Annotated in this window: 19 protein-coding genes; 11 read left to right on the top strand and 8 right to left on the bottom strand. The window is 64.1% G+C overall.

Features of this window, described 5'->3' with window-relative positions:
• Nucleotides 1-4: 4 nt before the first annotated feature.
• The 4 genes from ACW5DN_RS01605 to ACW5DN_RS01590 form a co-directional block, all read right to left on the bottom strand.
• Nucleotides 5-751, bottom strand: coding sequence for a cytochrome c1 (locus tag ACW5DN_RS01605; RefSeq protein ID WP_456961017.1), 747 nt, complete (start codon nt 749-751; stop codon nt 5-7).
• Nucleotides 744-2,003 carry a cytochrome b gene (locus tag ACW5DN_RS01600; protein ID WP_456961016.1) on the bottom strand — a complete coding sequence of 420 codons (1,260 nt, stop codon included), beginning with the start codon at nt 2,001-2,003 and terminating at the stop codon, nt 744-746. The genes ACW5DN_RS01605 and ACW5DN_RS01600 overlap by 8 nt, the downstream gene beginning before the upstream one ends.
• A 3-nt stretch (nt 2,004-2,006) precedes the next feature.
• On the bottom strand, nt 2,007-2,687 hold the full coding sequence (gene petA, locus ACW5DN_RS01595) for a ubiquinol-cytochrome c reductase iron-sulfur subunit (protein ID WP_456961015.1): 681 nt from the start codon (nt 2,685-2,687) through the stop codon (nt 2,007-2,009).
• Between the two features lie 136 nt (nt 2,688-2,823).
• On the bottom strand, nt 2,824-3,762 hold the full coding sequence (locus tag ACW5DN_RS01590; RefSeq protein WP_456961014.1) for a lytic transglycosylase domain-containing protein: 939 nt from the start codon (nt 3,760-3,762) through the stop codon (nt 2,824-2,826).
• Nucleotides 3,763-3,911: 149 nt separating this feature from the next.
• Here ACW5DN_RS01590 and miaB point away from each other — a divergent pair, with 149 nt between their 5' ends.
• The 6 genes from miaB (at nt 3,912) to ACW5DN_RS01560 (ending at nt 11,096) form a co-directional block, all read left to right on the top strand.
• The gene (miaB, locus tag ACW5DN_RS01585) at nt 3,912-5,318 is read left to right on the top strand and encodes a tRNA (N6-isopentenyl adenosine(37)-C2)-methylthiotransferase MiaB (RefSeq protein WP_456961013.1); all 1,407 of its coding nucleotides are present in this window, start codon (nt 3,912-3,914) and stop codon (nt 5,316-5,318) included.
• Nucleotides 5,319-5,381: 63 nt separating this feature from the next.
• A complete protein-coding gene (gene azu / locus ACW5DN_RS01580) occupies nt 5,382-5,828 on the top strand; it encodes an azurin (RefSeq protein WP_456961012.1) in 447 nt (148 codons plus the stop codon).
• Nucleotides 5,829-5,901: 73 nt separating this feature from the next.
• Nucleotides 5,902-6,594 (top strand): TetR/AcrR family transcriptional regulator, encoded by a 693-nt coding sequence (locus ACW5DN_RS01575; protein ID WP_456961011.1) that lies wholly within the window; start codon nt 5,902-5,904, stop codon nt 6,592-6,594.
• Nucleotides 6,595-6,702: 108 nt separating this feature from the next.
• Nucleotides 6,703-7,764, top strand: coding sequence for a DmsE family decaheme c-type cytochrome (locus ACW5DN_RS01570; RefSeq protein ID WP_456961010.1), 1,062 nt, complete (start codon nt 6,703-6,705; stop codon nt 7,762-7,764).
• Between the two features lie 15 nt (nt 7,765-7,779).
• Nucleotides 7,780-10,314 carry an MtrB/PioB family outer membrane beta-barrel protein gene (locus ACW5DN_RS01565; RefSeq protein WP_456961009.1) on the top strand — a complete coding sequence of 845 codons (2,535 nt, stop codon included), beginning with the start codon at nt 7,780-7,782 and terminating at the stop codon, nt 10,312-10,314.
• Nucleotides 10,311-11,096 carry a c-type cytochrome gene (locus ACW5DN_RS01560; protein ID WP_456961008.1) on the top strand — a complete coding sequence of 262 codons (786 nt, stop codon included), beginning with the start codon at nt 10,311-10,313 and terminating at the stop codon, nt 11,094-11,096. Before ACW5DN_RS01565 ends, ACW5DN_RS01560 begins: the two co-directional genes overlap by 4 nt.
• Before the next feature lie 100 nt (nt 11,097-11,196).
• Here ACW5DN_RS01560 and ACW5DN_RS01555 read toward each other — a convergent pair whose 3' ends face one another.
• Nucleotides 11,197-12,888 (bottom strand): amidohydrolase, encoded by a 1,692-nt coding sequence (locus ACW5DN_RS01555; RefSeq protein ID WP_456961007.1) that lies wholly within the window; start codon nt 12,886-12,888, stop codon nt 11,197-11,199.
• A 70-nt stretch (nt 12,889-12,958) separates the two neighbouring features.
• On the opposite strand from ACW5DN_RS01555, the gene ACW5DN_RS01550 reads away from it, so the two are divergent.
• From ACW5DN_RS01550 to corA, 5 genes are all read left to right on the top strand, one after another.
• On the top strand, nt 12,959-13,963 hold the full coding sequence (locus ACW5DN_RS01550) for a PhoH family protein (protein WP_456961006.1): 1,005 nt from the start codon (nt 12,959-12,961) through the stop codon (nt 13,961-13,963).
• Nucleotides 13,964-13,982: 19 nt separating this feature from the next.
• Nucleotides 13,983-14,456 carry an rRNA maturation RNase YbeY gene (gene ybeY / locus ACW5DN_RS01545; protein WP_456961005.1) on the top strand — a complete coding sequence of 158 codons (474 nt, stop codon included), beginning with the start codon at nt 13,983-13,985 and terminating at the stop codon, nt 14,454-14,456.
• Between the two features lie 75 nt (nt 14,457-14,531).
• Complete coding sequence (locus ACW5DN_RS01540; protein ID WP_456961004.1) at nt 14,532-15,419, top strand: HlyC/CorC family transporter; 888 nt, start codon at nt 14,532-14,534, stop codon at nt 15,417-15,419.
• A complete protein-coding gene (locus tag ACW5DN_RS01535) occupies nt 15,412-16,611 on the top strand; it encodes a lipoprotein N-acyltransferase Lnb domain-containing protein (RefSeq protein WP_456961003.1) in 1,200 nt (399 codons plus the stop codon). The genes ACW5DN_RS01540 and ACW5DN_RS01535 overlap by 8 nt, the downstream gene beginning before the upstream one ends.
• Nucleotides 16,612-16,653: 42 nt before the next feature.
• Nucleotides 16,654-17,667 carry a magnesium/cobalt transporter CorA gene (gene corA / locus ACW5DN_RS01530; RefSeq protein WP_456961002.1) on the top strand — a complete coding sequence of 338 codons (1,014 nt, stop codon included), beginning with the start codon at nt 16,654-16,656 and terminating at the stop codon, nt 17,665-17,667.
• Between the two features lie 18 nt (nt 17,668-17,685).
• Here the strand turns inward: corA and ACW5DN_RS01525 are convergent, their stop codons facing one another.
• From ACW5DN_RS01525 to ACW5DN_RS01515, 3 genes are all read right to left on the bottom strand, one after another.
• Nucleotides 17,686-18,933, bottom strand: coding sequence for a DUF819 family protein (locus ACW5DN_RS01525; protein WP_456962927.1), 1,248 nt, complete (start codon nt 18,931-18,933; stop codon nt 17,686-17,688).
• Nucleotides 18,934-19,013: 80 nt separating this feature from the next.
• Entirely contained in the window at nt 19,014-21,092 is a 2,079-nt protein-coding gene (locus ACW5DN_RS01520; protein WP_456961001.1) for a prolyl oligopeptidase family serine peptidase, read from the bottom strand.
• 64 nt (nt 21,093-21,156) lie between these two features.
• Nucleotides 21,157-23,106, bottom strand: a complete 1,950-nt coding sequence (locus ACW5DN_RS01515; RefSeq protein ID WP_456961000.1) for an OPT family oligopeptide transporter — start codon at nt 23,104-23,106, stop codon at nt 21,157-21,159.
• Nucleotides 23,107-23,213: the final 107 nt, after the last annotated feature.

The raw sequence follows: 23,213 nt of genomic DNA, 5'->3' as shown, positions 1-23,213 counted from the left end.
CTGACTAGTCCACGTCCCGCCAATACTCTTTGTTCAAGAGCCAGGCGAACAGCGTGAACACCGCCAGGAACAAGATGACCCACACACCCAGGCTCTGGCGCTTGAGGGCAGCAGGTTCACCCGCGTACTCGAGGAATGCAGTGATATCACGTACCGACCGATCAAACGCGGCCGGGTCCAGTGTCCCGGCCTGGGTGATGGTGAGTCCATTGACCACCTTGTCACCAGTGACCGGGTCGGGATCGCCGTACTCGGCGTGCTGCAGTCCTTGCAGCTTCCACAACGGGTTGGGCATCGCTACGTCCGGGAACAACTTGTTGTTCCAGCCCAGCGCTGCGGATTCGTCCAGGTAAAACGACTTCAGATAGGTATACACCCAATCGCTGCCGCGGGAGCGGGAGATCAGGCTCAGGTCCGGCGGCATCTTGCCGAACCAGGCGGTCGCCCCGGCCTCGGGCATCGCCACTTCGATATGGTCACCAAACTTGGCGTCGGTAAAGACCAGGTTGGACATCACCTGCTCTTCGGTCAGGCCCAGGTCGGAGGCCAACCGCGAGTACCGCAGGTACTTCAGCGAATGGCAAGCCGAGCAGTAGTTCATGTACAGCTGGGCACCGCGCTGCAGAGAGCCTTCGTCGTTGAGATTGGTCCCAGCCTGCAACAGGCCGCCGCCGCTGGCCGCAAACGCTGCGGCCGAGACCAGCATGCCTGCGACAAAAACAGTAATTCGGCCAAACATGGACTTATTCATGCATCGTTACCCGTTCCGGTACCGGCTTGGTCTTGTCGAGCTTGCTCCATAGCGGCATCGTGATGAAGAAAGCGAAGTAGAGGAAGGTCAGCACGCGGCCGATATGGGTCTCGATCGGGTCGGTTCCCGGACCCGAGCCGATCTTGCCCAGCCAGACGAAGCAGACCACCAGCATCGCCAGCATCGCCTTGGTGATCCAGCCCTTGTAACGGATCGACCTGACCTTGCTGCGATCCAGCCAGGGCACCGCGAACAGGATCGCAATCGCACCAAACATCACCATTACGCCGCCCAGCTTGTCGGGGATCACCCGCAACATCGCGTAGAACGGGGTGTAGTACCAGACCGGCTTGATGTGCTCCGGAGTGACCAGGCGGTTGGCTTCCACGAAGTTGTCATGCTCCAGGAACCAGCCACCAAACGCGGGCGCAAAGAAGATGATGAACGCGGCAATCATCAGGAACACGCCGATCCCGACCAGGTCGTGCACGGTGTAGTACGGGTGGAACGGGATGCCGTCGGCCGGCTTGTTCGCGTCCCAGCGGTTGCCCTTCGGACCCTTCTTGATCTCGACGCCGTCGGGGTTGTTGGAACCCACCTCGTGCAGCGCACCGATGTGCAGCACCACCAGCAACAGCAACACCAGCGGCAACGCAATCACGTGCAGGGCGAAAAACCGGCCCAGCGTCGCGTCGGAAGGCAGGTAGTCGCCCATGATCCATTCGGTCAGGCCCGAACCAATCACCGGGATCGCGCCGAACAGCGAGATGATCACCTTCGCGCCCCAGAACGACATCTGGCCCCACGGCAATACGTAGCCCATGAAGGCTTCGGCCATCAGCACCAGGTAGATCAGCATGCCCAGGATCCACACCAGCTCACGCGGCTTCTGGTAACTGCCGTACATCAGCCCGCGGAACATGTGTATGTACACCACGACGAAGAACAGCGATGCGCCGGTGGAGTGCATGTAGCGGATCAGCCAGCCCCACTCCACGTCACGCATGATGTACTCGACCGAAGCGAACGCCTCCGCCGAGCTGGGCTTGTAGTGCATGGTCAGGAAGATGCCGGTGAAGATCTGGTTGACCAGCACCACCATCGCCAACACGCCGAAGTAGTACCAGACGTTGAAGTTCTTCGGGGCGTAATACTCGGTCATGTGCTTGCGATAGACCGGCATCATGCCCGGCGCGCGCTCGTTGACCCAATCCATCACGCCATTGGCGCTACGGGTGAAGATGTTCGCCATGACTCAGGCTGCTCCCTGGTTGGAAGACGGGGGATCGAGGCCGACCACGATGGTGGCGTCGTCCTTGTAGTAATGCGGCGGCACAACCAGGTTGGTTGGCGCCGGCACCCCCTCGTACACGCGTCCGGCCATGTCGAATTTCGACTTGTGGCAGGGGCAGAAGTAGCCGCCTTTCCAGTTCGGGTCGAACGGCTCGGGCCGGATCTCGGCCTTCATCTCCGGCGAGCAGCCCAGGTGAGTGCAGATGCCGACCAGAACCGAGACCGCCGGCTTGATCGAGCGCAATTCCGGATGCTCGGCAATCACATACGCCGGCTGCTGTTCCGGATTCTCCGACATCGGGTCGCGCAGGTGGTCGTCCAGGGTGGGCAACGCCTGCAGGATCGCCTCGGAACGACGCACGACCCAGATCGGCTGGCCACGCCACTCGCGCATCAGGCGCTGACCCACTTCGAGTGCGCTGATGTCGACGGTGATCGGCGCACCGGCCTGCTTGGCCCGCTCGCTCGGGTTCCACGACTTGATGAACGGCACCGCCAGGAAACCGGCGCCCACCGCACCCACCACGCTGGTGGTCGCCGTCAGGAACCGGCGGCGCCCCAGGTCAGCGGGCTTGCTGACCGGGTTACTGACGGATCCACTGGCAGGATCGTGATGAGGATCATTGATCCCTGGATTGGCCATCCGGCACTCCGTAAAGCTGGTAATCGACGTTCCGCCACACGACCGACCCGATTGGTGACGGCTGGCGGCTCATAAAGGCAGGAAGTGTAACGGAAGGATGAACAGCTCGACAATCGCCGCGGCGTTTTGACACGCCCTATTGTGCTGCCCGGTACCGGTCGGCGAGCACCCCGACGCGTTTCACATAGCGCTGGGTCTCGCTGTACGGCGGCACCCCCTTGTACTTGTCCACCGCGCCTTCACCGGCGTTGTATCCCGCCGCCGCCAAGGTCAGGTTGCCGTCGAAGCGCTTCAACAGCCACGCCAGGTATTCCACCCCGCCGAGGATGTTCTGGCCCGCATCGAAGGCATTGCCTACCTTGAAGCGCCGCGCGGTGGCGGGCATCAGTTGCATCAACCCCTGGGCGCCGACCCGCGACAGCGCGTTGGGGTTGAACGAGGACTCGGCATGGATGATCGCGCGCACGATTGCCTCATCGACCCCATGTTTGCGCGCCGCCGCAGCGATCTCCGCGCGGTAGGCATCGGTATTGAGCCGGACATTGCCAAAGTTGACGCCCGAAGCGGTGCCGCACGCGAAACAGGTTTCCAGGAAGCTGTACTTGATCGTGCGCACCGGCCCCGCGCGTGCCACCCCCTGGGGACGCGCGCTGGTGTAGTGACGCACGCCATCCTTGATGTAGGAATACACCTGTCCTTGGACTCGCCGGGCGCCTTTCGACCCCGGCGTGACCGAGCTGACCGGCGCGGCGTTGGTCATCAGGCCGCCCTCGGCGCCGGTGGATGCGCCCGTGCTGATGGTGGCTGGCGGGCCTTCGGCGGAATGGGCCGCCGTGGCGCTGCCGACCGTCGCCGGCGCGCTGGGTGTTTCCGGGGCACTGACCGACGAAACGCCCGCCCCGGAAGTCGCGCCGCCGGTATAGCGGCTTATCGGGCTGCACTTGGCGCCCGAAATGCGCTTGCTGACATAGCTGCGGACCCCGTCATCACTGTCGCAGCGATATACGGTACCGGCGACCACGGGCGTGGCAGCCAGCAGGCAGGCGATCCCCAACAGTGCGATACCCCCCCTCATGTCGCGAGTCTCTCCTTTCACGCTGGCGTTGCCAAGCACCTCACCCCAGAAACGGGACGAACGCCCCGATGCGGCCGCCTCAGCGGCTAGACTATCCGGTTCCAGCCACCTCCGGCGCGGATTAACCGCCGCCCCTCCCGGAACCCGCCATGACCGATACCCCTGCCCGCGGCAAGCTTTTCATCCAGACCCACGGCTGCCAGATGAATGAATACGACTCGGCCAAAATGGCCGACGTCCTGGCCGCCAGCGACGGACTGGAACTGACCACCGACATTGAAGAAGCCGACGTGATCCTGGTCAATACCTGCTCGATCCGTGAGCGGGCGCAGGACAAGGTGTTCAGCCAACTGGGCCGTTGGAAGGCCCTCAAGGACGGCGACCGGCCGGTACTGATCGGTGTCGGCGGCTGCGTGGCCAGTCAGGAAGGCTCGGCAATCATCAAGCGGGCGCCCTATGTGGATCTCGTGTTCGGCCCGCAAACGCTGCATCGGCTGCCGGAACTGATCCGCGAGCGTCGCCAGACCGGGCAGCCGCAGGTCGACATCAGCTTCCCCGAGATCGAGAAGTTCGACCGCCTGCCGACGCCACGCGCCGATGGGCCCAGCGCCTTCGTCTCGATCATGGAAGGCTGCAGCAAGTACTGCAGTTTCTGCGTGGTGCCCTACACCCGTGGCGAGGAGGTGAGCCGGCCGTTCGAGGATGTGCTGGTCGAGGTCGCCCAGTTGGCCGCGCAAGGCGTACGCGAGGTCAACCTGCTGGGACAGAACGTGAACGCCTACCGCGGCCCTTATGGTGTGGAAGCCGATTCGAACGCGGAGCCATTGGTCGCTGATCTCGGCCTGTTGATCCGTACCATTGCCCGGATCGACGGCATCGACCGGATCCGTTTCACCACCTCACACCCGCTGGAGTTCTCCGACTCGCTGGTGGAGGCGTACCGCGACGTGGCGGAACTGGCCAACTACCTGCACCTGCCCGTGCAGGCGGGCAGCGACCGGGTGCTGGCGGCAATGAAGCGCGGCTACACCACGCTGGAGTTCAAGCAGAAGATCCGCAAGCTGCGGGCGGTGCGGCCCGGCATCTCGATCTCCTCGGACTTCATTGTCGGCTTCCCCGGCGAGACCGAGGCGGACTTCGAGAAAACCATCAAGCTGATCGAGGATGTCGGCTTCGACCAGTCCTACTCGTTCATCTATTCACGCCGTCCCGGCACCCCGGCCGCCGACCTGGAAGACCACACCAGCGATGCCGACAAGCGCGCCCGGCTGGCGCGGCTGCAGGCGCTGGTCAATGCCAACGCAAAGACCATCAGCGAGGCAATGGTGGGCAGCATCCAGCGGGTACTGGTCGAAGGGCCTTCACGGCGGGATGCGAACGAATTGACCGGCAAGACCGAAAACATGCGCTCGGTGAACTTTGCCGGTCATCGGCGGCTGGTCGGGCAGTTCGTGGATGTCGTGATTACCGATGCGATGAGCAATTCGTTGCGCGGGCGCGTTGCTGTAACCAGCAGGGACAGCGGGGCAACCATCCTTCACCGGCCATCCATGTAACGTCGATTACACTAGCCGGACGCTATCAAGGCGCCCATCCCTTCATCCACGTGAGGACATCCCATGTTGCGCACACTCATCATCGCCGTTGCCCTGTCCCTGGCCGCTCCGGCCGCATTTGCCGCCACCTGCTCGGTGGATCTGGAAGGCAACGATGCCATGCAGTTCAACAAGAAGGAGATCGACGTCAGCAAGAGCTGCAAGACGTTCACGATCAACCTGAAGCACACCGGTCAGCTGGCCAAAAACGTGATGGGCCACAACGTCGTCATCGCCAAGACCGCCGACATGAAGGGGATCGACGCAGACGGCATTAAAGCCGGCCTGGACGCCGATTACATCAAGGCTGGCGATACCCGCGTGATCGCCCATTCGAAGGTGATCGGTGGTGGCGAGAGCACCTCGATCAGCTTCGATCCGGCCAAGCTGAGCGCCGATCCGAACTCGTTCTTCTGCAGCTTCCCCGGCCACTCGGCAATGATGAAGGGCACGCTCAACCTGGTGCCGTGATTCCAGCCGCATGTTCCCTCGACGGCCGCCTTTGTCCAAAGGCGGCCGTTTTGTTGCCACGTATCATTCGTCCATGACCGTTCCAGCCAAACCCCATGCCAGGGGCATCCGCAAATCGCCGGCACTGCCCAAGCTGAAGGCCCGCCCGGCAGCCAAACTGCGCAAGCGCGGCGAGGAACGGGTCGACCGTTTCCTGGAAGCGGCGACCCAGGTCTTTCTCGAAAAAGGCTATCGCCATGCACGCCTGAGCGAGATCGTCAGCCGTGCCGGTGGTTCGCTGGCCACCTTGTATCGCGTGTTCGGTGACAAGGAGGGCCTGGCGCACGCGATCATCGAGCGGCAGGCGGAAAAATTCACCCTCGTGTTCCACGACCTCTGCCTGTCGGCCTTGCCGCCTGAAGAAGGCCTGCACCTGCTGGCCCGGCGCTTCGTGGAAACCATGGTGTCGATGGAGTCCCAGGTACTGCACCGCACCATCATCGGCGAGGGGCACGCTTTCCCCGAATTGCGCGACTGGTACTTCGAACACGCCATCGGTGCCACCAATCACATCCTGGCCGAGTACCTGTTGCAACAGGAGACTGCGGGCCGGCTGGTGCTGCCCCAAGGGCCCGAACTGGCCGCGATCCAACTGGCTATGCTGATGGTCGGCGACCTGGTGTTGCGCGTGTCCAGCGGTCATCTGGTGACGCCGGATGCAACGACCGCCACACAGGCTGCACGCGCTGGCGTGGATGCTTTCCTGCAGGGTGCCCTGCCGCGCTGAAGCCAAGGCAGAAACTCGTACCAGTTTCCACTTGACTCAGGCTGAATGTCACCTTTATGGTCGGCATGTAATTCCGATTACGCCAGCCAGCAAAGAAGGTGAGGTTCAATGCGTATTCTCCTGGGTCTGGGTCTGGCGGCAGCCGCCGCTGCCGTACTTGTCGTCGCCGGTTGGCAGGCACCCGTGGCCGCGCAAAGTACCGCTCCGACGGACAATCCATACAACCTACCCAGCACGCACTTCGGCAGCGAAGGTCCGGTCGCCGGCCACGGCTTCGATGTGCCGCCCGGTTTCGCGCATGCGCGTGTGGCGAAAAATCCGCTGGCGGCCGACGCCACGCCGATCGGCGAGCAGACCTGCAATTCCTGCCATGCCCGCGAAGAACAGAATTTCGCCCATACCAGCCATGCCCTGGGAATGAAGGTCGCGCTGGCAGCCAACCCCGAAACGCCGACCTGCGAGGCCTGTCATGGCCCGGGTTCCAAACACATGGAGAACCCCGCGGCCAAGGGCGCGATCATCGCCTTCACCAAGGACGGCGGCACGCCGGTCCCCACCCAGACCGAGACCTGCATGGGCTGCCACTCCGGCGGTCCGCGCGATCAGTGGGTAGGCTCGGTCCACCAGCGCAATGACCTGTCGTGCAGCGATTGCCACAATCCGATGGCACGCCTCTCCGCAGAAGGGCTGATGGCCAAGCCGTCGATCAACGAGACCTGTGCGACCTGCCACAAGGACATCCGCCAGCAGTTCAACCGTCGCTCGCACATGCCACTGCCGGAAGGGCAGATGGCCTGCGTGGATTGCCACAACCCGCACGGCGGCTTCAACACTGCATTGCTCAAGACCGACACCGTCAACGAGACCTGCTACCAGTGCCACGCGGAGAAGCGCGGGCCGTTCCTGTTCGAGCACGCGCCGGTACGCGACAACTGCCTGAACTGCCACATGCCGCACGGCTCCAACCAGCACGCCCTGCTGGTGGCCCCGATTCCGATGCTGTGCCAGCAGTGCCACTCCCACGTCCGCCATCCCAATGACCTGCTGACCAGCCAGTCGCTGGGCATCGGGGCCGCGCCGGACGAGCGGCTGATGGGCCGTGGCTGCATCAGTTGCCATTCGCAGATCCACGGTTCCAACAACCCCTCCGGACCGCGACTTCACAAGTAAAGGGAGTGCCGAGCCATGCACGGACATCCACGACTGCTGCCGTTATCCCTGGCAGCCCTGTCGTTGTCGCTTGCCCTCGCTCCCCTTGCCCATGCACAGGACAGCGGCACCGGCGTCGACCTGCAGTTTGGCACCGCGCTGGACCCGGCCGGCCTGTCCGCACGCAGTTGCGACCCCGATGGCATGAGCTGGTTGGCCGGCGATGCCAAACGAACGCCGACCGGCTATCTGTATGGCTGCACGCCCACCCCATACGGCCTGAACTCGACTGCCACGCTGGACGACACCTGGCTCGGGGGCGGAACGCTGTCGGTCGGCTACCTGCATCTCACGGGCGACCAGGACAACACCCAATGGCGTCGGTTCACGAACTGGGACGACGGCTTCGTGCTCAGCGCCGACTTCCGCCTGGTGCGTCCCGACCAGGGCCGCTACATCGACTTGCGCGCCACCCGTATCAACGAGGACAGCCAGTTCTATCGCGCCGTATTCGGCCAGGCCGGAAAGTACCGCGTGCAGGCGTTCGTGCGCTCGCAACCCAACATCCTCAGCGGCAACGCCCGCTCGATATGGGATGGCGTGGGCAGCCAGCACCTGACCCTGAAGGACGGCCTCACCGTCAACGGCAGCACCGTCGACCAGGTCTCGGCGGTGTCGGCAGCGCAACCTCTGCAGACCCTGAAGGTAGTGCGCGACAAGCAGGGACTGGGAATCCAGTACCTGCTCAACAAGCAGTGGACGGCCACGTTCAACGCCAGCCACGAATCGCGTGATGGCGCGCGCCCGTTTGGCGGGCCGTTCTTCTTCAACTATCCGTTCCCGGACAACGGCGGCATCTACGAGATCCCCCGGCCGATCGACGACAGCACCGTCAACGTGAATGCCGGTCTGCGCTTTGTCGGCAACGACTGGCGCATGCAGTTCGACTATTCCGGCTCGTTCTTCCGCAACGCGTACACCGGTTTCGACTACGAGATTCCGTACACCACCTGGTCGGTTACCGGTGTGCCCACCCCGCAGGTTCCGCTGGGCCAGTACTCCTACGAACCCGACAACGACTACCACCACGTCTCCGGCACCTTCAGCCGGCGGATCAAGTGGAATGGCGATTTTTCGGTAAAGGCCGCGTTTGGCACCTCGCGCCAGAACGACAGCCTGCTGCCGCCGACCAACTGCCAGGGTCAGGTCGGCATCCCGATTCCCGGCTTCCTGTATGACTGCGCGGACTGGAACACCACCGCCTCGCTATCGCGCCAGCGCGCCGACCTGGCCATCAACACCCAGCGGCTCGACTTGCGGGTGGTGCTGCAACCGGCCACCGGCCTGAGCTGGCGCTCCACCGCCAAGTTCCACCGCGAGGACTATTCGGGCACCTACTGGGCCTACAACCCGCTGACCGGGCAATACGGGTACATCGCCGAGAACGGCGCGATGGGAAGCGTGGTGCCGGGCGAGATGGGCGTGTGGGACCCGGGTGCCAATGCCTCGGTGCCGACGCGGGTACGCAACCTGCCGCTGGACAAGGAAACCTGGGAAGCATCCACCGGCGTCAACTGGCGGATGAACACCAAGAACACCCTCGGCGCGGGCTACACCTTCACCCGCACCGAACGCACCAATCGCGAGTTCGCCACTGTCCAGGACAACGAGCTCAAGCTCAACTGGACCAACCGCTCGATCGAGTGGCTGAACTTCCGCGCCAATTACACCTTCCTCGACCGCTCGGGCAACGACTACAACTCCAATCCCTACCGGTTCACCCTCTCGCACGACATGCCCGGCTATGTCCCGCCACCGGGCGGCACGCCTGCGCATACGATCGCCGAACTGCGCAAATACGACGTGGGCGAGCGCGAGCAGCACAAGATCGACCTGATGGCCACGGCGACGCTGCCCAACAACATGACCGTCAGCGCCTCGATCCGCGGTGACTGGAACGATTACGACGCCCAGGCCGGCCGGCAGCAGTTCGATACCCTCGGCACCAGCCTGCAATGGGAGTGGCAGCCCGTCCCGGGCCGGGTCGCCGGTGCGTGGTACGGCTATGACGAGTCGGACCTGGTGTTCGCCAACGCCAACGACGTGGCGATCACGCCCGACCCGAACCTCGGTGGCGCGACCTATCAGGACGGTGGCCGTTGGAGCACCAACGACCGGCAGCGCAACCATTACGCAGGCGCGAACTGGTCGCAGCGTTTCGGCAAGGCCACCTTTGATGCATCGTGGAACTGGACCTACACACGCGGCATGACCCGCTACGATTTCGCCTCGGCCGACGCGATGGCGTACCCGCAGCTGGTCGCCAGTGCCAACGGCGCGTTCCCGCCGATGATCTACCGCTCCAACTCGCTCAGCCTGTCGCTGTCGTTCCCGATCAACGACCGCATCGGGGTCCGCCTGTTCAACACCTACGAACGCGCGCGACTGTCCGACTGGCACTACCTGGGTTTTGACCAGAGCCTGGTCTACGACCACCGCGTCTACACCGATGGCGGCCCGATGGATTACAGCGTCAACATGTTCGGCGCGATGCTGGAGGTCCAGCTATGAAACTTGCAGTCCCCGTCTCCACCCTGCTGGCGGTACTGCTGGGCTCGGCCGTGGCGCAGGCTCAGGAGTCGCCAACGAGTGATTCGGCACCGGCCGAAATACCTGCAGAGGCGGAAGCCCCGCCGCTGGATTATCTCGACTTGCGTCGCGTCGCCACCATCAGTGGCGATGCCGCTGCGGGCCAGGCAAAGAGTGAGTTGTGTGCCGCATGCCATGGCCCACAAGGCATCTCGATCGCGCCGAGCTTTCCGAATATTGCCGGCCAATCGGCCGACTTCATGTATTGGCAACTGGTCGAATACAAGCGCGGCGTGAATCCCTCGCCGATGACCCCACTGGTGGCGGACCTGTCGGATCAGGACATGCGCGACCTGTCGGTGTATTACGCGGCCATGCCGGCCGATGGGGCGCCTTCAACCGGACAGGAAGCACTGGCCTCTGCAGCCGATCCGGCCCAGTTGCAGTTGGGTGAGCAGTTGTATCTGTCCGGCGATCCGGGCAAAGGTATTCCGTCGTGCCAGGGCTGTCATGGTGCCGATGCCCGCGGCCCGGCGGCGGCTGACCAGGTAAATCGCAGCGGTCATCACCCGTATGCCGGCTACCCCGCCCTGCGCGGACAGCAAGCCGTATATCTGCAGACCAAGCTGGGCGAATATCGCGACGGCGACATGGGCGATTCCACCTCCGACTTCGTCATGACCGGGGTCGCCAAGCAGCTGGATGAAGCCTCGATCCAGGCACTGTCGACCTGGTTGTCGAGCCTGCCGGAAACCGGTCAATAGCGGTCAACCGCACGACCGCTCCAAACCCGGTCGCCCGCATGTCGAGCACGACAGCGAGGGCGACAAGAGCACGCCTCCGAAAGAGCGACAGACGGCGGAATCAGGGCCCGGCCGCGCGGTAGACCACCTCGCCGTCGACATACGTGCCCAACACCGTCAGTTCACGCAACTGCGACGGATCGATCGCCAGCGGATCCTGCGCCAGCACCACGAAGTCGGCGCGCTTGCCGACCTCCAGGCTACCCACTTCATCCTCGTTGAAGCCGGCATACGCCGCGTCCAGGGTGAATCCGCGCAGCGCCTCGTAGGCCGTCAGCTTCTCCTCCGGCTGCCAGCCGCCGACCGGCAGGCCTTCGGCATCGGTGCGCGTGGTCGCCGAGTACAGGCCCAGCCGTGGATCAACCGACTCGACCGGGAAGTCCGAGCCCAAGGCAAGCCGCGCTCCGCTGTCGCGCAACTCGCGCCACGCATACGCTCCCTGGAGCCGCTGCGGGCCAATGCGATCCTCGGCCCAGGGCATGTCGCTGGTGGCGTGGGTGGGTTGCATCGATGCGATCACCTGCAGGCGTGCCAGCCGTGGCAGATCCCCGGACGAGAGGATCTGCGCATGCTCGATACGCCAGCGATGGTCGCCACTGTCGTCCTTGCCAAGTACCCGCTCATACGCCTCAAGGACCACGTGGTTGCCACGGTCGCCGATCGCATGGGTAGCAACCTGGATGCCACAACGCTTGGCTTTTTCCGTCACCTCCGCCAATTTATCCGGCTTGACCATCAACAACCCCCGGTTGCCTGGATCGTCACTGTAGTCGGCCAGCAACGCCGCACCGCGACTGCCCAGCGCGCCGTCGGCAAACAACTTCACCGAGCGCATCTGCAAACGACCCGACGGGTGCCGGTAGGCTCCGTCACGGCACAACATCGCCAGTGCATCGCCGTCACCGGCCGCCATCGCGTTGATGCGCAATGGCATCTCGCCGCGGTCCGCCAGCTGCTGGTAATGCTTCAGCCCGGCCAGAGAGACGCCCGCGTCGTGCACGCCGGTCAAGCCATGCTCGACTGCGGCTTGCATCCCCAACGCCAAGGCATGTTCCTGCGTGGCGGCATCGGGCTCGGGTTCCTGCGCGTCGATCAGTGCCATTGCCCCATCGACGAACACGCCGCTTGGCTGGCCATTCGCATCGCGCTCGATCTTGCCACCCTCGGGCTGCCAGTCGCCGGCCAGATCACGCTCCACCAGAGCCATCGCGGCACTGTTTGCCCAGCCCGCATGACCGTCGATCCGCCGCAGCCACACCGGGCGATCCGGGAACAGCGCGTCAAGGTCGGCGGCGGTCGGGAATCGCTTCTCCGGCCAGTCGTTCTGATCCCAGCCCCGTCCCAGCAACCAGGCGCCATCGGGCAGTTCGTCGGCAAAATCGCGCAGCCGTTGCAGCGCCTCCTCCTTGCTGGCGGCATCGACCAGGTCCGCCTGCAGTTCATTGAACCCCAGCCCCGCCACGTGGCCATGGGCGTCGATCAGACCCGGCACCACGGTGGCCTTGCCGACATCCAGGCGGTGGGCATCCGGATAGTCCCGCAGCAGCGCATCGCGGTCGCCAAGCGCCACAATCGCGCCCGTGTCGTCGAATGCCAACGCCTCCACACGGGGCTGCGCGGTGTCCATCGTATGGATGCGTGCCGCCGTCAGTACGGTGACTTCGGCGGCCAGCACCGGGGCGGCCAGCGGCATGACCGCGGCAAGCAACGCTGTCTTCAGCAGGGTATTCCGGATCTTGCGCGTCGCCTGCATTGCCATGCCCCTTATGAGTGAGTTCCGCCACTTTGCGAAAACCTGGCGCCGGGTGCAAGCTGACATGCCAATGGAAGACAGTTTGCCGATGGCCCCACGCACGATTCACGAGTTCACGCTGGACCCACCCGATGCCCAGCGCCTGGCCAACCTCAACGGCCCGTTCGATGCCCATATGCGGATCATTGAGCTGCGTACCGGGGTTGAAATCTCCAACCGCGGCAACGTGTTCCGCCTGGCCGGCGCGAAGGCGATGGTGCGCAAGGCCGAAAAGGTTCTGCGCGAACTATGGGAAGAAGCCGACGGCCCGATCCTGGACGAGCATGCGATCCATCTTGCCCTGATCGGGCTGGACGTCGCGCATGCGGTGGAGCAGGACATCCAGCCGCAGGAAGTCGTGATCCGGGTCAAAAGCGGAACCATCCGTGGTCGCGGCGCCAACCAGGCCCGGTACCTGCACGCCATCGCCACCAACGACATCAATTTCGGCATCGGCCCGGCCGGTACAGGCAAGACCTTCCTGGCCGTTGCCAGCGCGGTGGAGGCGCTCAACGAATCGCGGGTGCAGCGATTGGTGCTGGTTCGCCCGGCGGTGGAGGCCGGCGAGAAGCTCGGGTTCCTGCCCGGCGACCTGTCGCAGAAGGTCGACCCCTACCTTCGCCCCTTGTACGACGCGCTGTACGAGATGCTAGGGGTGGAGAAAGTACTCAAGCTGCTGGAGCGCAGCGTCATCGAGATCGCACCACTGGCCTACATGCGCGGGCGTACCCTCAACGATGCTTACGTGATCCTCGATGAGGCGCAGAACACCACGATCGAGCAGATGAAGATGTTCCTGACCCGGATCGGCTACGGCAGCACCGCCGTAGTCACCGGGGACCTGACCCAGAACGATCTGCCCAAGCACCAGAAATCCGGTTTGCAGGATGCGCTGGACGTGCTGCGCGAGGTCGACGGCCTGTCTTTCACCTTCTTCGAATCCGGAGACGTCGTGCGTCACCCGCTGGTAGCCCGTATCGTCAACGCCTACGAGGCGCGCGATACGAAGGACGTCCAGACCGGTCAGTCCAGCTGAACCACATGAGGCCCAACCCATGACCCTCGGTCCCACCGTACTCGACGTGTCAGTCAGCTACGGCCTGCCGCGCGCCGGCATCCCGGCCGCGGTCAGCTTCCGGCGCTGGGTCGCCGCCGCACTGGACGGCCGGATCCGCCAGGCCGACCTGGCGATCCGCCTGGTCGACGACAAGGAAGGCCGTGCGTTCAACCGCCACTATCGCGGCAAGGACTACGCCACCAACGTGCTGAGCTTTCCGGCGGATTTGCCCGAAGGAGTCACCCTGCCACTGCTGGGCGACTTGCTGATCTGCGTTCCGGTGGTCGTCAGGGAGGCACGCGAACAGGGCAAGCGGCTCAACGAGCACTATGCCCATTTGACCGTCCACGGCGCCCTGCACCTGTTGGGCTGGGACCACGAGGACGAGCGCGAAGCGGAATGCATGGAGCAACTGGAACGCGAGATCCTCGCCACCCTTGGCATCTCCGACCCGTACCTGATACTCGATTGATGCCCAGCCGCCCCCATTTGATGCGCTAAACTCCCCCCGACGCCCATCCCCCGGGCGTATTCATGAAACTGATCAATGTCCGAGGACGATAGTAGTACCCCCACCCATCCATCCGCGCCCGATGCGCCGGAGCGGAACGACAAACGCCGTTCCTGGTTTGACCGGATCAGCTCGGCGCTGTCGGGCGAGCCGACCTCCCGCGAGGATCTGGTGGAGCTGTTGCGCGATTGCCAGACCGACGGGCTGATCGAGTCCGACACCCTGACCATGATGGAAGGCGCGATCGCGATCTCGGACTTGAGCGTGGGCGATGTGATGGTCCCGCGCTCGCAGATGATCATGCTGCCGGCGAACGGGTCTTTCATGGACTTGATGAAGCAGGTGGTCGAGTCCGGCCATTCGCGCTTCCCGGTTCACGGCGAGGACAAGGACGAGATCATCGGCATCCTGCTCGCCAAGGACCTGCTGCTGGGAGTGGTCACCGATAACGGCCCGGCCACCATCCACCAGCTGATACGACCGGCGGTGCTGATACCCGAGTCCAAGCGGCTGAACATCCTGCTGCGCGAGTTCCGCCAGTCGCGCAACCACATGGCAATCGTGATCGATGAGCACGGCGGCGTCGCCGGCCTGCTGACCATCGAGGACGTGCTGGAGCAGATCGTCGGCGAGATCGATGATGAGCACGATGACGCCGAGGATCCGGACGCACTGATTGCCGCCCAGGCCGATGGCCAGTACGTGGTCGATGCGCTGGCCCCGATCGAGGACTTCAACGAGCATTTCAGTGCCGATTTCGACGATGACGAGTACGACACCATCGGCGGACTGGTGATCGCGGCGATCGGTCACTTGCCGGAAGCCGGTGAGGAGCTGATTCTCGGACGGTTCGTATTCCGGGTGTCCAGTGCGGACGCGCGGCGGGTGCATGCCTTCCATGTAGGCGTGCTCGGGGATGTTTGACCGGCGCGGGGGTGAACGGCGCGGAACGAGCCATGGTGTATTGATCCGACTGTGCCTGTTGGCGTTGTTGTGGTCGTGCGCATTCGCCGCCGCCGCCACGCCGCGCATTGGCGTGATCACCATGCAGCCGGGCGAGATTTTCTTCGAGCGTTTCGGCCATAACGCCGTGCTGGTTGCCGACCCAGCCGCCGGTACGGAAATTTCATACAACTTCGGCTTCTTCGACCCGACCGAGGACGACTTCATCGCCCGCTTCGTACGCGGTGACATGCGCTACCGCTTGGTGGCCCTGCCGTTGCAACAGGATCTGGCCTACTACCGCCAGGTCGGGCGTGGGGTCAGCCTGCAATGGCTGGACCTCGACCCGGCGGCCGCACAAGCGGTTGCCGACGCGCTGGAGCAAAACGCACGTCCGGAGAATGCGGCCTACAGCTACGATTATTTCCTGGACAACTGCTCCACCCGGGTGCGCGACATACTCGACCAGGCGCTGGGCGGTGACCTGCGTCGCCAGATGGGTGGCTCGCGCGGCAGCACGTTCCGCAGCGAGGCGACGCGCCTGGCATCACCGGATTTCTGGATGTGGCTGGGCTTCGACGTTGGCCTGGGACCTGCGGCCGACCGGCCACTGGCGTTCTGGGCCGAGGCATTCATTCCGATGCGACTCGCCGATGCCTTGCGCGATGCCCGCAATGGTCATGACGAACCCCTGGTCATCGAGGAGGTCGAACTGCTGCCACACCGGCTTGCGCCGGCGCCGCGCGACTTGCCGCGACCCTGGTGGCCGTGGCTGTTGGCCGGAATCGTGACCGGTGCCGGCCTGGCCTGGCTCGGCCGCCATCGACCCCGCCTGGTGGCCGGGATCGCACTGCCGTTCTGGACGGTGTCGGGACTGGTGGGCGCCCTGTTGCTGTTTATCTGGTTCGGCACCGCGCACCAGTTCGGCTGGGCCAACCAGAACCTGTTGCTGGCCAGTCCGCTGGCGTGGCTACTGCTCCCCGGCGGTTGGCGAATCGCCCGTGGCCGCAAGGGCGGACGTTGGTTCGGCTACCTGTTGACGGCGATGGTGGCGCTGGCGGTGCTGGCATTGTTCAGCCATTGGATGCAGTTGCTGCCGCAGCGCAACCTGCACTGGATCCTGCTGCTGCTGCCCATCCACCTGGGCCTGCTGAGGGCGCTGAAGCGTCGTTGAGGTGCTTGCCGGCATCCCTGTTAACGGGTCAGGATGGCACTGATGGAGACTTCAACCAGCCAGCCGCGTGATCCCAGCCTGCCGGCGAGCGTCGTCAACTGCGCCGCCTACGACCGCCACGGGGTACGCCGCGACATCGGCCTGGATGCCATCAGTGACGTGTTGGCGGTCGACGACGGCAGCTTTGTCTGGGTCGGCTTGTACGAGCCTGATGATGCGATCCTCGACAAACTGCGCGAGGAGTTCGACCTGCACAGCCTGGCCGTTGAAGATGCGACCAACGCCCACCAGCGACCGAAGCTGGAAGCCTACGACCGCTCCTTGTTCATAGCGCTGCACACGGCGCAAACCGTCGACGGGCATATCCGCTTCGGCGAGACCCACCTGTTTGTCGGCGCGCGCTACCTGGTCAGCGTGCGCCACGGTGCATCCAGCAGCTATGCGGCCGCACGGGCACGGATGGAGCGCGAACCTGAAATGCTCAAACACGGTCCGGCGGCTGCGCTGTATGCCGTGCTCGACATGGTGGTCGACCACTTGGTGCCGATCGTCGACGAGTTCGGCAATGCCTTGAACGCGTTGGAAAAAGACATCTTCGCCGACGACTTCCACAAACACACGGTCAGGAAACTGTACGACCTGAAACGCGAACTGACCCGGCTGCGGCTGGCGGTAGCACCATTGCAGGACATCCTGGGACATCTGGCGCGTCCGCGCGGTGAGCTTATCGATGAGGAGATGCAGCTGTACTTCCGTGATGTCCTGGACCATGCGGTCCGGATCAATGACCACACCGACACGCTGCGCGAGATGCTCACCGCCGCGGTCAATGTCAACCTGTCGTTGGTGACCGTGCGCCAGGGCGAGATGGTCAAACGCCTGGGCGCCTGGGCCGCGCTGCTGGCCGCGCCAACCTTGATCACCAGCTGGTACGGGATGAACTTCGTCTCGATGCCCGAGTTCAATGCCCGGTGGGGCTATGCCGTGCTGATCGGCGTGGTAGCCGTGGCGATGGGAGTGCTGTACTGGCGGTTCAAGCGCTCAGGCTGGTTGTGATGGGCTTGTTGTGACGAATCAACCGGCCATCAGCTGTAGCCCGAGCCCGGTGATATACGCGCAGTAAGTGCCCAACGCGTAACCGAGTACCGCCAGCAATACCCCGACCGGCGCCAGCGAGGGGTGGAATGCGCTGGCGACCACCGGCGCGGACGCGGCGCCACCGACGTTGGCTTGCGAGCCGACCGCCAGGAAGAACAGCGGTGCCCGGATCAACTTCGCCACCACCAGTAGCAGCAACGCGTGGACGCTGATCCAGATCACGCCCAGCAACAGCAGCATCGGCCGCTCCGCCAATGACTTCAGGTCCATTTGCATGCCGATGGTGGCAATCAGCACGTACAACATCACCGAGCCGATGTTGGACGCACCCGCGCCTTCCAGCCGGCGCGCGCGGGTGAAACTGAGCAACACCCCGAACGTGGTGGCCAACACCACGATCCAGAAGAATTTCGAATCCAGGCTGTAGTCCTGCAGCCGCCACTCCGCCGGCAGGGACTGCACCCAGGTGATCAACGGGTCGGCGAGGAAATGCGACAGCCCGGTCACCCCCAGTGCAACCGCCAGGATCAGCATGAAATCGGCCATGCTGGGGATGCGCGCGTGCTCGCTCTGGTAGCTCGCGATGTGCACCTTGAGCTCCTCGATCGCGGAGGTGTCGGCGCCGGTCCAACGGTCGAATTTCTCGGCGCGCGGCGCCAGGAACAGCAGGATCGCCATCCAGAAATACGCCACGATCACGTCGATCGCAACGAACTGGCCAAACAGCGTCGCATCGACCTCGAATACTTCCTTCATCGCGGCCTGGTTGGCGCCACCGCCGATCCAGCTGCCGGCGATGGTGGTCAGGCCACGCCAGGTTTCGCCGGCCACGGCTTGCGGATAGATCCAGCCCATTGCCCAGAACGCCACGAACGCGCCCAGCATGACCCCCACGGTACCGGTGAAGAACATGATCAGCGCCTTCGGCCCCAACCGCATGACCGCGCCGATATCCATCGCCACGCAGAACAGCACCAGCGCACTGGGCAGCAGGTAGTCACGCGCCATCGGGTACAGCCCCGACGCGGGTCCATCGATCAGACCGACGCTGTTGTAGATCGCCGGCACCAGGTAGCAGATCAGCAGCGCCGGCACGACGCCGTAGAACTTCTGCCAGAAGCCGGTGGGCCGCGACGCGGTCCAGAACACGGCGCCAAGGGTAATCGCGAGCAATCCGAGGATCGCCGCATCACCGGTGATCACGGCGGTGGTGGGTGCAGCAATCATGCAGACTCCGGTATGGAAGCAAGAACAGGACGGCCCGGCTGCATCAGCGTGCGGGTCGGCTCAGGTCAATTGACGGTTTACTGGCCCAGGTGCTGCTCGAGCCAGCCGTTGACGGTGGCGTGCCACTGCACCGAGTTGTGCGGCTTGAGCACCCAGTGGTTCTCGTCGGGGAAGTAAAGGAACTTCGACTCGATCCCCTGGCGCTGCAGCGCAGTGAACGCTCCCAGGCCCTGGCTGACGGGAATCCGGAAGTCCTGCTGACCGTGGACGACGAGCATCGGCACGCGCCAGTCGGCGACATGGCGACTGGGGTTGAAGGTCTCGTAATCGGCGTCCTTGTCCCACGGGCTGCCGCCGTTTTCCCACTCGGTGAACCACAGTTCCTCGGTAACAAAACCCATCATGCGGGTATCGAATACACCGTCGTGGTTGACCAGGCACTTCCAGGGTTCGTTCCAGTTGCCGGCAATCCAGTTGACCATGTAACCGCCGTAGCTGGCGCCCAGTGCGCAGGCATTGTCACCATCGAGGAACGCATACTTGTCCTGCGCCGCTTTCCAGCCCTTCTGCAGGTCCTCCAGCGGGCGATCGCCCCAGTGCTGGCTGATGGCATCGGTAAACGCCTGGCCATAGCCGACCGAGCCGTGGAAGTCGATCATCACCACCGCATAGCCTTGGCCGGCGTAGGTCTGCGGGTTCCAGCGGGTGCTCCAGCCATTGCCGAAGCTGCCTTGCGGGCCACCGTGGATCAAAAAGGCGACCGGGTACTGCTGGCCTTCCTGGTAGTTCCAGGGCTTGAGCACATAGCCGTGAACGGTGTCGTTGTTCCAGCCAGTGAAGGTGAACTGCTCGAACTCGCCGAAGGTCACCTCAGGCAGCATCTGGCCGGCGCTGGGAGTGAGCGCGCGCTCCGCCGCGCCGTTGATGCCGCCGACGAAAACCTGGGCGCCACTGTCCAGGCTGGCCCGGGTGAAGGCCAGCGTGCCACCGGTCAGTTGTACCGAGCCGATGCTGCCGTCGCCGGCGATCCGGGTGACACCACCACTATCGACGTGGACGGCAAACAATGGATGCTCGCCAGTGTCCTGAGCGGTCACGTAGAGGGTCTTTCCGTCCGCGGACACCGCGATGCTATCGGCGGAACGATCCCACTGCGGTGCGATCTCCCGGCGAGCGTTGGTGACAAGGTTCAACTCCATCAGCCGATAACGGTCGGCTTCGAAACCCGGGCGCGTCATGGCCCGGTAGAACAAGCTGCGACCGTCGGCGCTGAATACCGCACCGGTGTCCGTGGCAAGGTTGGCAGCAGTCAGGTTCTTCGAAGCACCGCGACCATCGGCGCTGACCTGGTACAGATCGAAATTGGTCGACCATGGCTCGCTGCGGTCGCTTTTGCGGGCGCTCATCACCAGCCACTGGCCGTCCGGCGACCAGGTGTAGTCGCTGCTGTCGCCAAACGGTCGCGCCGGGACGTCGCCAATGACATCGGTGGCAACCGCCGTAGCAGTGGTCGTCAATGCCTTGTCATCCGGCAGTGTCGCCACGAACACGCGATTCAGGCGGCCATCGCTCCAGGCATCCCAGTGACGGACGAACATTTGATCGTAGACCACCCCGGTTTCAGGGCTGGCTTCGCGTTCTTCCAGACGCTGCTTGCTGCACGCAAGGTCGCTGCCGCAATCAACGAAGGCCTCGACGTTGAACGCCACTTGTTGCCCATCGGGTGACAACTGGTAGCCGCCGACATCCAGGGCGAAGTCGGTCAATTGCCGGGCTTTGCCGCCCTCGGTCGTGACCGCATACAGCTGCGAGCTGCCCGATTGGCTGCTCAGGAAATATACGCGCTTGCCATCGGCGGAGAACGCGGGGGAATTGACGCTCCAACCTTCCGGGGTCAACCGCACCGGCGGCGCCGAGTCGCGGGTAACCAGGTTCTCGATCCACAGCGAGGACGACGCCTTGTTGGCGTCGTAGTCGGTCACGGCCTTGGCAAATACCACCAGCCGGCCATCGGGAGATACCACCGGTGAGGAAAAGCGGTCCAGCGTCGCCAGGTCGATCGGCTGCAGGCCACGAGTCTCCGCATGGGCCGGTTGAGCGATCGTGGGCAACGCGACAGCGATCAGCAATGGCAGGACGGCGTGGCTCAAACGCATGGACAGTTCCCCTTTTTTTTCAGATCCCGATGGTAGGCCCGGCAGCGCAACCGCCGCAACCGCATCAATTGGTGGCCGAAGGATCGGCTTTGGCCCCGGCGCGATAAAGCAGCCAACCCACCAACGCCAGTACCGCCAGACCCACCCATTGGCCGAAATTCAACGCATCCGGCAAGGCCAGCACGTCGGCGCGTCCCGACACCACGATGGGTATCGCGATGGCAATGCCCATCAATGCCTCACCGGTAATCAGCCCGGCCGAGAACAACACGCCGGGCCGGTGGATGCGGTCCTTACCATCCTCATCGTCGGCGGCCAGCTTGTGCCTGCGCTCCACGAAGTGCGCCAACAGGCCACCCAGGAAGATCGGCACCATCAGTTCCAGCGGCAGGTAGATGCCGATCGCGGCGGCCAGTACCGGCACCCGGAACTTCGAGCCGCGTTTCTTCAGCCATTCGTCAAGCGCGATGACCAGCGCGCCAATCGCCGCGCCCAGCCCAATCATGAACCACGGCAGCTTGCCGCCGAACATGCCCTTGGCCACCGATGCCATCAGCATCGCCTGTGGCGCCGGCAGTGGGTTGGGATGCGCGTCGGTCGGCGTGCCTATGCCATAGGCGGCCGAGAGCAGGTTAAGCACCGGCGCCATTATCAGCGCGCAGGAAAATGCACCGATGGCCAGCATCAGCTGCTGCTTCCACGGCGTCGCGCCGACCAGGTAGCCGGCCTTGAGGTCCTGCAGGTTATCGCCGCCTACTGCCGCAGCGCAGCACACCACTGCACCGATCATGATCGCGGCGACGGCGCCGATCGGCGAGTCGCGTCCGAGCAGGAAGACCAGTACCAGTGAGGCAAAAAGTATGGTGGCGATGGTGATGCCTGAAACCGGGTTGTTGGACGAGCCCACCAGTCCAGCCAGGTAGGCCGACACCGAGACGAACAGGAAGCCGGCGACGATCATGATGATGGTCATCGGGATGCTGACCAGCCATTGCCCGACGATCGCCTGGTACAGCGCACCCAGCGGGATCACGAACGCCACCAGCGCCACCAGCATCCACTTCATCGGCAGGTCGCGCTCGGTCTCTGCCACCACCTCGCCGCTACCCTTGCGCGCGGCCGCGATACCACTCTTGATCCCCGATACCAGCGACTTGCGCAGCGAGAACAGGGTCCATATCCCGCCAATCAGCATCGCGCCGACGCCGAGATAGCGGATTTTTGCGTTCCAGATCGTGAACGCCGCCTCGGCCGCGCCCTGCCCGGCCAGCTCCGCGGCCAGCACCGGGTCGGCGCTGGCGAAGAAGGCGTAATACAGGGGGATCGCGATATGCCACGACAACACCGCACCCGACACCACCACGATGCCGACGTTCAGGCCGACGATGTAGCCCACGCCCAGCAATGCCGGCGACAAGCCGGTACCCAGGTAGGCCAGGACCTTGCCGTTGCCCAGCAGGCCCGCCTGCACCCAGGCGTCGGGAATGACCCGCAGGCCGCTGCTCGCGGCGAGCTTGACCACCGATCCCACCACCGCGGACAAGGCCAGGATCTTCAACCCGGGACCCGGGCTGTCACCGGCCTTGAGGACTTCCGCCGCCGCCTTGCCCTCGGGGAACGGCAACGGATCCTCGACGATCATCGACCGTCGCAGCGGCACCGAGAACAACACACCCAGCAATCCACCCAGGCCGGCAATCGCCAGTACCCAGGAATAACGGAAGTCGTCCCAGTAGCCCAGGATGATCAACGCCGGAATGGTGAAGATCACGCCCGCGGCAATCGACGAGCCTGCCGATGCACCGGTCTGGACGATGTTGTTTTCCAGGATGCTGCCACCGCCGAGCAGGCGCAGCACGCCCATCGAGACCACGGCGGCAGGAATCGCGGTAGCGATGGTCAGGCCGGCAAACAGGCCCAGGTAGGCATTGGCTGCAGCCAGCACCACCGCCAGGATAATCGCCAGTACGACGGCGCGGAAGGTCAGTTGCGGTGGTGATGCCGTGGTACTCATCGAACGCTCCATTGCTACGTCGGCCGGGCCGGTGCGGAAAACACCGTCCTGAAAAAATGAAAGCTACCGAGGATAGCCGAGAACCCGCAGCCAGCACGCGTACCGAT

The sequence above is a fragment of the Lysobacter sp. A289 genome (genome assembly GCF_054072675.1).
The sequence above is the reverse complement of the archived record's forward strand: the minus strand, read 5'-3'. Positions and strand labels throughout refer to the sequence as shown.